Genomic DNA, 9359 nt, shown 5'->3' with positions numbered 1-9359 from the left:
ACATGGGCCTGCCGCCCAAGGTCCTGCGGAAGGGCATCACCGACATGGTCCGCATCTCGGACGCGCGCATGTCGGGAACGGCCTATGGTACGGTCGTGCTGCACACCAGCCCCGAGGCGGCGGCGGGTGGCCCGCTGGCCGTGGTGCGTGATGGCGACATGATCGAACTGGACGTGCCCAACCGCCGCCTGCACCTCGACATCCCCGATGCGGAGCTGGTCGCCCGGTTGGAGGCCTGGCGGCCGTTGCCGGACCAGCCCGCCAGCGGCTATGCATGGCTGCACCAGGCTCATGTCATGGGCGCGGACACGGGTGCGGACCTGGATTTCCTGAAGGGATGCCGCGGCAATCCGGTCGGAAAGGACAGCCACTGATGCGGATCGCCCTCGTCGGTATCGGCAAGATCGCGCTGGACCAGCATGTGCCCGCCCTGCAGGCCAGCGCGGATTGGGATCTGGCCGCGACCGTCTCGCGCCATGGCACCGTGCCGGGGGTCGAGGCCTTCACGGATCTGGAACGGATGCTGACCGAGCACCCGGAGGTCGAGGCGGTCAGCCTTTGCCTGCCGCCGGTGCCGCGCTTTGCCGCGGCGCAGGTGGTGCTGCGGGCGGGACGGCACCTGATGCTGGAAAAGCCCCCGGGTGCAACCTTGGCCGAGGTGCACATCCTGCGCGATCTGGCGCAGGTTCAAGGTGTCAGCCTGTTTGCGACCTGGCACAGCCGCATGGCCCACGGCGTTGCGGCCGCCAAGGCGCGGCTGGCGGGGCGAGTCATCCGACACGGCCGGATCACTTGGCGCGAGGATGTGCGTAAATGGCATCCCGGACAGGAGTGGATCCTCGAGGCGGGCGGCATGGGGGTCTTTGATCCCGGCATCAATGCGCTGTCCATCCTGACTGAAATCCTGCCGCATCCCGTTCGCCTGACCGGTGCAGACCTCTACTTTCCGGCCAATCGGCAGGCCCCCATTGCCGCAAATTTGTCCCTGTCGCCGGACATCACGGCCGATTTCGATTTCCGCCAGGAAGGTCCGCAAACATGGGACATGGAGTTCCAGACCGATGCCGGCCAGATCGCCCTGCGCATGGGCGGCAACATCCTGGAAGCCGATGGTCAACGCATCGAAGGGCAGGACAGCATTATAGGGGAATATCCTGCCCTTTACGCCCACATGGCCGAACTGGTGCGTCAGGGCAGTTCTGACGTCGACCTGTCACCGATGGTGCTGGTCGCCGATGCCTTCACCCTTGGCCGCCGGATGACCGTGGACCCGTTCGAATTCTGAAAGAAGATCCATGCACCGATCCACTCATTCATTCCGAGAAAGCTGGCCGGGTGGAGACGCAGGTTCGGTCTCTTCATTCGGGGCAGGGACGGATCAACACGATGCATTCGAGAGGGTCGAGCGGGCTGATCAGGCTGCACATGTCGCTGAATTCACACTCGGCCTTCAGGGCGATGTGTGCGCCGTTGCAGATCGGATCAAGACAGGAACTGAGGCATCTGTTCCAACGGGTCCGGACGAAACGGACTTGCCCGGGTCGGCTGATGTATGGCCCAAGGGAACAGGTATCGCAGGACCGCAGTCTGCCAGCGAGGGGCAGTTCCGGGCATGCGACCGGCTGGATGCCCGAAGGGCTGGCAAAGTCTTATCGGTGTCGCGACCGGTCTTGGCGCGACACGATCGTCCATTCCTGGCAAAACCGGCGCTTTCGATGGCCGCGCCGCTTTCCAAAAATTCCCGAGGCTCTGCTGCCGGAGGATTTGCGCGGCTGAGAGGAGACGGCCGCACCGACAGACACTCACATCACGAAGAGGGAGGATCACATGACCAGAAAAACCATGATGACAACAGTCGCCGCACTGGCGATATCGACCACCGCCGCATGGGCCGAGGGCGAGACTGTCGGCTTTTCGCAGATCGGCTCGGAATCGGGCTGGCGTGCTGCGGAAACCACGCTGACCCGCCAGCAGGCCGAGGAGCGCGGCATTCAGCTGCAGTTTTCGGACGCGCAGCAGCGGCAGGAAAACCAGATCGCGGCCATTCGGTCCTTCATTGCCCAGGGGGTTGACGCGATCCTGCTGGCGCCGGTGGTGGCGACCGGCTGGGACTCCGTGCTGCAGGAAGCGCAGGAGGCCGAAATTCCCGTTGTGCTGATGGACCGTCAGGTCGACAGCTCGGAGGACCTTTACCTGACTGCCGTGGGATCGAACCTGGTGCACGAGGGCGAGGTGGCCGGCCAGTGGCTGGTCGACCAGGTCGCGGGCGAGGAATGCCGGATCGTCGAGTTGCAGGGCACGACGGGCTCCAGCCCCGCCATCGACCGCAAGACAGGCTTCGAGAACGCCATCTCGGGCCATGACAACCTGGAGATCGTGCGCAGCCAGACGGGCGATTTCACCCGCGCGCAGGGCAAGGAGGTGATGGAGAGTTTTCTTCAGGCCGAAAACGGCGGGCGCGACATCTGCGCGCTTTATGCCCATAACGACGACATGGCCGTGGGCGCCATCCAGGCCATCAAGGAAGCGGGGCTGAAACCGGGCGAGGACATTCTGATCGTATCGATCGATGCGGTGCCCGATTACTTCCAGGCAATGGCGGCGGGCGAGGCGAATGCGACGGTCGAGCTGACGCCGAACATGGCCGGACCTGCCTTTGATGCGCTCGAGGCATATTGGGCCGATGGCACCATGCCGCCAAAGTTCATTCAGACCGAGTCCAAGCTGTACACGGCCGCGGATGATCCCCAGGGCGAATACGAGCGCCGCAAGGATCTGGGTTACTGACAGTCACCGGCCGGGCCGCAACCGCGGCCCGGCCTTCATGAAAAAGGGCGCGGCATGCTTCTCTCCATCCGGTCACTGACCAAGTCCTTTCCCGGGACCCGGGCGCTGGACGAGGTCGATTTTGATCTGGCTGCGGGCGAGGTTCATGCCCTGCTGGGCGAGAATGGCGCGGGCAAGTCCACGCTGATCAAATGCCTTACGGGCGCTTATCGGCGCGATGGCGGCACCATCACGCTGGACGGCGCGCGGATCGACCCGCGTTCCACCGTCGAGGCGCAGGAACTGGGTATCGGCACCGTTTATCAGGAGGTGAACCTGTTGCCCAACCTGACCGTTGCCCAGAACCTGATGTTCGGCCGCGAGCCGCGGCGTTTCGGCCTGACCAACAGCCGCGCCACCCGCGCCCAGGCCCGCGCGACCCTGCAGGGATACGGCCTGGAGATCGACGTGGATCGGGACCTCGGCAGCTATTCCGTGGCCATCCAGCAGATCGTGGCCATCGCCCGCGCGGTCGAGATTTCGGGCAAGGTCCTGATCCTGGACGAGCCCACGGCGAGCCTTGACGCGCGCGAGGTCCAGATGGTCTTCGACGTGGTGCGCGGCCTGCGCGACAGGGGACTGGGCATCGTTTTCGTGTCGCATTTCCTGGATCAGGTGTTCGAACTGACAGACCGGGTGACGATCCTGCGCAACGGGCGCAAGGTCGCCACCTGCGAAACAGCCTCGCTGAGCCGCATGAGCTTGGTGGAACACATGCTGGGCCGCGCCTTGGAGGAGGAGGTGGCCCAGCCGCGCGCGGATGCCATCACGACCGGCACCGCACCCTTGCTGCGGTTCGAAGGCATGGGACGGGCCGGTGCGATCGAACCTTTCGATCTGGAGGTTGGCGCGGGCGAGGTCGTGGGTCTGGCCGGGTTGCTGGGTTCGGGCCGCACCGAAACCGCGGAACTGCTGTTCGGTGTCAGGCCGGCGCAAAGCGGGACGGCGCGCGACAGCAAGGGGCCACTGGACCTGCGCGACCCGCGATCGGCCATCGCCGCGGGCTTCGGCTTTGCCCCCGAGGACCGCAAGACCGACGGGATCGTGGCCGACCTGTCGATCCGTGAAAACATCATTCTGGGTCTGCAGGCGCGCCGGGGCTGGGCGCGGCCCATTCCCCGGGCCGAGCAGACCCGGCTGGCCGATGATTACATCCGCCGGCTGGATATCCGCACCTCCGGCCGCGACAAGCCGGTCGGGGAACTGTCGGGCGGAAACCAGCAAAAGGTCGTTCTGGCGCGCTGGCTGGCCATGAACCCGCGCTTCCTGATCCTGGACGAGCCGACGCGCGGCATCGACGTGGGCGCCCACGCCGAGATCCTGCGCCTGATCAAGACCCTGACCCAAGGTGGCATGTCGGTTCTGGTCATCAGCAGCGAGATCGACGAACTGGTGGCCGTGGCCGAACGCGTCATCGTCGTGCGCGACCGTCGCCACGTGGCCGAACTGACAGGCGCCCAGGTGACGGGCGACCAGATCATGCGGGCCATTGCCAGTGACGAGGTTGCCGCATGACCCTGCTGCACCGCATCGCCCCGCAACTGATCGCGTTGGCTGCCCTGGTGGCGCTGGTCTCGATCTTCTTTCCGGGATTCCTGTCCATCCAGTTCGAGAATGGCCGCCTGATCGGCCCCGTCATCGACGTGCTGAAACGCGGCGCGCCGGTCGCCTTGCTGGCGGTCGGCATGACGCTGGTCATCGCCACACGGGGGATCGACCTGTCGGTGGGAACGATCATGGCCATCTGCGGGGCCGTGGCGGCGCTGGCCATTTCCTCGGGCTGGGGAATGGGTGCGGCCCTTTTACTGGCGCTGGGGGCAGGGGTTGCGGCGGGTCTTTGGAACGGCGTTCTTGTCGCGGTCGTGGGCATCCAGCCCTTTGTGGCCACGCTGATTCTCATGACGATGGGCCGGGGCGTGGCGCAGCTGATCACCGAAGGACGCATCCTGACCTTCAGCAACGCGGACTTCGCCTTTCTGGGATCGGGTGTCGCCTTGGGGCTGCCGGTTCCGGTCTGGCTGTGGATGGCAACCGGCATTGCCGTCGCGATGCTCATGCGGCGGACGGCCCTGGGCCTGCTGATCGAGGCGGTGGGCATCAACCGGCGCGCCTCGGGCCTGGCCGGGGTCAACGCCACTGTCCTGCTGATCGCCGTTTATGTCGCCTCCGGCCTTTGTGCGGCACTGGCAGGCATCATCGTGACCGCCGACATCCGTGGCGCGGATGCCAACAATGCGGGCCTGTGGCTGGAGCTGGACGCGATCCTTGCAGTTGTCATCGGCGGCAACTCGCTGCTTGGCGGGCGGTTTTCGGTCATCGCCTCGCTGCTGGGCGCGCTGATCATCCAGACGATCAGCACCGGCATCCTGCTGGCCGGCTTTCCGTCCGAATACAACCTCGTCATCAAGGCGGCGCTGGTGCTGGTCATCCTGATCCTGCAATCGCCGCGCATCTCGGCCGAATGGCGGTTGTGGCGCGACAGCCACCGGGCCGAGGCCATCGCGAAATCCGCCGAAAGGAGCCGGACGTGAACACGCGCGCCCTGCCGCTTTATGCGACGATCCTGATCTTTCTGGCCGCCTATCTTCTGGCCTGGACGCAGTTTCCCAACATTCTGTCCACGCGAGTGATCGGCAATCTTCTGACGGACAACGCCTATCTGGGCATCGTTGCCGTCGGCATGACCTTGGTGATCCTGTCCGGGGGGATCGATCTGTCCGTTGGATCGGTCATCGCCTTTTCCGGCGTCTTCATCGCGGTGCTGTTGCGCGACACGGGGCTGCATCCGCTGTTGGTTTTCGCGGCGCTTCTGGCGCTCACCACGGCCTTCGGGGCAGGGATGGGCTTTCTGATCCATCGGTTGGCGATGCCCGCCTTTATCGTGACGCTGGCCGGGATGTTCCTGGCACGGGGCGCGGCCTACATGCTGTCGATCCAGTCCGTTCCCATCACCCACCCGTTCTACAAGGCGCTGCAGGGGGCCTATGTGCTGATGCCGGGAAAGGGCCGGCTGACGCTGATCGGCGTGCTGATGGTCTTGACCGTCATCGCGGGCATGATCATCGCGCACCGGACGCGTTTCGGCGCCAGCGTTTATGCCCTTGGCGGGGGCGAACAGACCGCCCGCCTGATGGGTGTCCGGCAGGGGCGCACGACGGTGCTGGTTTATGCCTTTTCGGGCCTGATGGCGGGCCTGTCGGGGATCGTGTTTTCGGTTTACACCGGTTCAGGTTATTCCCTCGCCGCCGTGGGAACCGAACTGACGGCGATTGCCGCCGTCGTGATCGGGGGAACACTGCTGAGCGGCGGGACAGGATACATGTTCGGCACGCTGGTCGGAGTGCTGACGATGGGGCTGATCCAGACATATATCGTCTTTGACGGCTCGCTCTCCAGTTGGTGGACCAAGATCGTGATCGGCCTGTTGCTGCTGGCCTTCATCCTGCTGCAAAAGGGGTTGTTGACGCTGTCCCGCGCACGTCTGGCGAAAGGTGCCGCATGATCGTTCACGACAACCGCCGCTGCGAACTGGGTGAAGGGGCGTTCTGGCACCCCCTGCGCCGGCAGTTCTTCTGGTTCGACATCCTGGACCGTCGCCTTTTGTGGGACGGAGGGGAGCGGTCGTTCGACCGCATGGCCTCGGCCGCGGGAGTGATCGACCAAGACCGGCTGATCGTGGCGACCGAAACGGGCCTGGCGGTTCTGGACCTGCGCGACAACAGCCTGCGGGATCTGGCGCCGATCGAGGCTGATGACCCGGGCAACAGGTCCAACGACGGCCGTGCCGACCGGCAAGGCGGCTTCTGGATCGGTACCATGGGCAAGCAGGCCGAGCCGGGGCGCGGCGCCATCTATCGCTATTTCCGGGGCACCGTGCGGCGGGTGGTCGAGGGGCTGGGCATCCCCAATGCCATCTGCTTTTCGGCCGACGGAACAACCGCCTTTTACGCCGACACCGCTGCACGGCAGGTCTGGGCGCAGCCGGTGGACGCCGAAGGCTGGCCCCAAGGGCCGCGACGTTCGTACCTGGATCTGTCCTCCGAGGGGCTCGATCCCGATGGCGCCGTAATCGACGCCGAGGGCGGCTTTTGCTGTGCGATCTGGGGGAGGGGCCAGGTGATGCGTTTCGATCGGGAAGGCAGGCAGACACATGCCTGGCCGGTGGGCGGGTTGCAAAGCACGTGCCCTGCCTTTGGTGGCGATGACATGCAGGATCTGCTGGTCACGACGGCGCTTCAGGGGCTTGACGCACCCGACGTTGCCCAAGGCTTGACCTATCGGCTGCACGTGCCGGTTCGCGGGCTTGCCGAACCCTGGGTGATCCTATGAGCGGCGCGATCCTCTTCGGCGTGTTGCCCGACGGGCGCCAAGTTCGCGCGGTCACCCTCCGGTCCGGCACGATGACGGCGCGGGTGCTGACGCTGGGCGCCATTGTCCAGGATCTGCGATGGGACAAGGCGGATCATCCGCTGATGCTGGGTTGCCCTGATGTTGCCGATTATCTGGATGCCGGACGCTACCTGGGCGCCATTGTCGGTCGTTTCGCCAACCGGATCGGCAATGCGCGGTTCCGGCTGGATGGCCGGGACTATCAGACCGACCCGAACTTTCGCGACCGGCACACGCTGCACGGAGGCTCGGAGGGGACAGACCTGCAAATCTGGCAGATCGAGACCCTTGCGCCGGATCGTGTCATGCTTCGACTGACCCTGGCGGACGGCCACATGGGTTTTCCCGGAACCATGGGAATCGCAGCCACCATCGCCCTGTCACAGGATACCATGAGCATCACCCTGCAGGCCGAAACCGATCAGCCGACGCCCTGCAACCTGACCCATCACGGCTACTTCAACCTGGACGGAGGCGGCGATGTCCGGTGCCACCATCTGAACATCGATGCCGCGCATTATCTGCCCGTGGACGCCGATCTGATCCCTACCGGCGAGATAACCCCGGTCGAGGGCACGCCCTTCGATTTTCGTCGGGAACGGATGATCGGCGATACCGGCTATGACCACAATTTCTGCCTGTCGAGGTCATCGGGCCCGATGCGTCCTGTGGCGCGGCTGACGGGGCAGGGCGGGATATCCATGGACATCGTCACCACGGCCTGCGGGCTGCAACTGTATGACGGGGTCCATCTGTCCGACCTGCAAGGTCTGGAAGGGCGCGTCTACGGTCCGCATGCCGGTGCCGCACTGGAGGCGCAGCACTGGCCGGATGCTCCAAACCAGCCCGATTTTCCGAAAGCCATCCTGCGGCCGGGAGAGGTTTTCGACATGACGGTCAGTTATCGCTTCTCACGGTGACCGGATGCTTGGGCCGTTAATGGTGGTCGCGGATGGGCGCGATCGTCCGTGACAGTCTTGCCGGCGACAGGCCTCCCTGTCGCCGGCCGCGTCAGGTGTTATTGGGACACCAGCATTCTGCCGTTCTTTTCGTGGCGCTGCGCCAGCCTGCGTCCCTCACGCCCCGAACAGAAGAAACGGGCCGGCGCCACCACTGCCCCTGACGCAAGCTGTGGGAAGAGCGCATGGATTTCCTGCACGGCTGCGGTATCGATGCTCCGGACAGCCTCGGCGCCGACGTACAGCGACTCGGTTTCGGCACCGTTCGAATAAACGATCTGATGGTTATCCATGAGCATGTGGACATAAACGACCTCCTCGAGGGGGTCGACGATGCTGATGCCATCCACCTCGCAAAGATGCTTTGCGGCCACCAGAACCTCGGAAGCGCCGAACATCCTTTGCGCGATGCTGGACCGGACAAGGACGCGGTGCTGTTGAGAGATCAGCAGATCCGAACCAGGCAGACCCAGCCCCAGCGCACCCTTGCGGATCCGGACGGGACGCAGGTTGGGCGACACGGCCTGCTCGGCAGCCGAGATCCGGCGGCGACCGATCCAGCGGATGGGCTGCAGGCCTGCGTCGCGCGTTTCGACCAGCATGCCGACTCGGAGTTTTCCGGCAGGAACAGGTCCTTCGCTCGTTTCGATAAGAACATCTGACGTGAAGCAGGTCACGCTGGTACTCGCTTCTCCGAGAAGGTCGGCTGAAACGGCAGTTCCGGCATTCTGAACGGTCAGGGTAAAATCGCGATCGAAGCCGTTCCCAATGTTGAAGCTGTTCAGCACCCCATCATCGGCCTGGTCGGCGCGAAGCCACGCCAAGGGATTTCCGTAAGGTTGAAGGTTTGCAGCGATGCGCGCCTGATTGATGATCGCGAGGTTCTGCTGGTTGTAGTAGCTTGAAAGATCGACCGTATCGGTTTCGGCCGGATCGGCTGAAACCGTGAAATCGGTGATGATGTCGTTGTTGCCCACGATGAAGGTGTCGGCGCCTGCACCCCCCGTGAGCGTATCTGCGGCATCGTCATCAACGTAACCGTCAGCAGTCAACCTGCCGCCCACGATGATGTCATTTCCGGCACCACCGGATATGACATCGGCTCCTGCACCGCCAATGATCGTGTCGTTTCCGTCGCCCGCGTCGATGGTGTCGTTTCCGGCCCCGCCGTCGATGCTGTCGTCG

General features: G+C 64.6%; 9 protein-coding genes. 8 read left to right on the top strand and 1 reads right to left on the bottom strand.

Annotation, left to right across the window (positions count from 1 at the left end):
* The 8 genes from ACLHHB_RS13925 to ACLHHB_RS13890 form a co-directional block, all read left to right on the top strand.
* Positions 1–374, top strand: a 374-nt coding sequence (locus ACLHHB_RS13925; protein ID WP_410218882.1) for a dihydroxy-acid dehydratase, incomplete at its 5' end; no start/stop codon positions are given.
* The gene (locus tag ACLHHB_RS13920) at positions 374–1285 is read left to right on the top strand and encodes a Gfo/Idh/MocA family protein (RefSeq protein ID WP_410218881.1); all 912 of its coding nucleotides are present in this window, start codon (positions 374–376) and stop codon (positions 1283–1285) included. The genes ACLHHB_RS13925 and ACLHHB_RS13920, both read left to right, overlap by 1 nt.
* Positions 1286–1827: 542 nt before the next feature.
* Complete coding sequence (gene ytfQ / locus ACLHHB_RS13915; RefSeq protein WP_410218880.1) at positions 1828–2787, top strand: galactofuranose ABC transporter, galactofuranose-binding protein YtfQ; 960 nt, start codon at positions 1828–1830, stop codon at positions 2785–2787.
* 54 nt (positions 2788–2841) lie between these two features.
* On the top strand, positions 2842–4341 hold the full coding sequence (locus ACLHHB_RS13910; RefSeq protein WP_410218879.1) for a sugar ABC transporter ATP-binding protein: 1500 nt from the start codon (positions 2842–2844) through the stop codon (positions 4339–4341).
* The gene (locus tag ACLHHB_RS13905; protein ID WP_410218878.1) at positions 4338–5357 is read left to right on the top strand and encodes an ABC transporter permease; all 1020 of its coding nucleotides are present in this window, start codon (positions 4338–4340) and stop codon (positions 5355–5357) included. The genes ACLHHB_RS13910 and ACLHHB_RS13905 overlap by 4 nt, the downstream gene beginning before the upstream one ends.
* A complete protein-coding gene (gene yjfF / locus ACLHHB_RS13900) occupies positions 5354–6328 on the top strand; it encodes a galactofuranose ABC transporter, permease protein YjfF (RefSeq protein ID WP_410218877.1) in 975 nt (324 codons plus the stop codon). The genes ACLHHB_RS13905 and yjfF overlap by 4 nt, the downstream gene beginning before the upstream one ends.
* Positions 6325–7155, top strand: a complete 831-nt coding sequence (locus tag ACLHHB_RS13895; protein ID WP_410218876.1) for an SMP-30/gluconolactonase/LRE family protein — start codon at positions 6325–6327, stop codon at positions 7153–7155. The genes yjfF and ACLHHB_RS13895 overlap by 4 nt, the downstream gene beginning before the upstream one ends.
* A complete protein-coding gene (locus ACLHHB_RS13890) occupies positions 7152–8135 on the top strand; it encodes an aldose epimerase family protein (RefSeq protein WP_410218875.1) in 984 nt (327 codons plus the stop codon). Before ACLHHB_RS13895 ends, ACLHHB_RS13890 begins: the two co-directional genes overlap by 4 nt.
* A gap of 98 nt (positions 8136–8233) precedes the next feature.
* Here the strand turns inward: ACLHHB_RS13890 and ACLHHB_RS13885 are convergent.
* Positions 8234–9359, bottom strand: a 1126-nt coding sequence (locus ACLHHB_RS13885; RefSeq protein WP_410218874.1) for a Hint domain-containing protein, incomplete at its 5' end; no start/stop codon positions are given.

Origin of the sequence: Paracoccus sp. (in: a-proteobacteria), assembly GCF_046462195.1 — a bacterium.
Taxonomy (GTDB): Bacteria; Pseudomonadota; Alphaproteobacteria; order Rhodobacterales; family Rhodobacteraceae; genus Paracoccus.
Note: the sequence above shows the minus strand (reverse complement) of the source record. Positions and strands in the feature narration are given on the sequence as shown.

Excerpts from the sequence above, each read along its gene's own strand:
- ACLHHB_RS13920 (WP_410218881.1), top strand. The coding sequence starts at position 374 with ATGCGGATCGCCCTCGTCGGTATCGGCAAGATCGCGCTGGACCAGCAT.
- ytfQ (WP_410218880.1), top strand. The coding sequence starts at position 1,828 with ATGACCAGAAAAACCATGATGACAACAGTCGCCGCACTGGCGATATCG.
- ACLHHB_RS13910 (WP_410218879.1), top strand. The coding sequence starts at position 2,842 with ATGCTTCTCTCCATCCGGTCACTGACCAAGTCCTTTCCCGGGACCCGG.
- ACLHHB_RS13905 (WP_410218878.1), top strand. The coding sequence starts at position 4,338 with ATGACCCTGCTGCACCGCATCGCCCCGCAACTGATCGCGTTGGCTGCC.
- ACLHHB_RS13895 (WP_410218876.1), top strand. The coding sequence starts at position 6,325 with ATGATCGTTCACGACAACCGCCGCTGCGAACTGGGTGAAGGGGCGTTC.
- ACLHHB_RS13890 (WP_410218875.1), top strand. The coding sequence starts at position 7,152 with ATGAGCGGCGCGATCCTCTTCGGCGTGTTGCCCGACGGGCGCCAAGTT.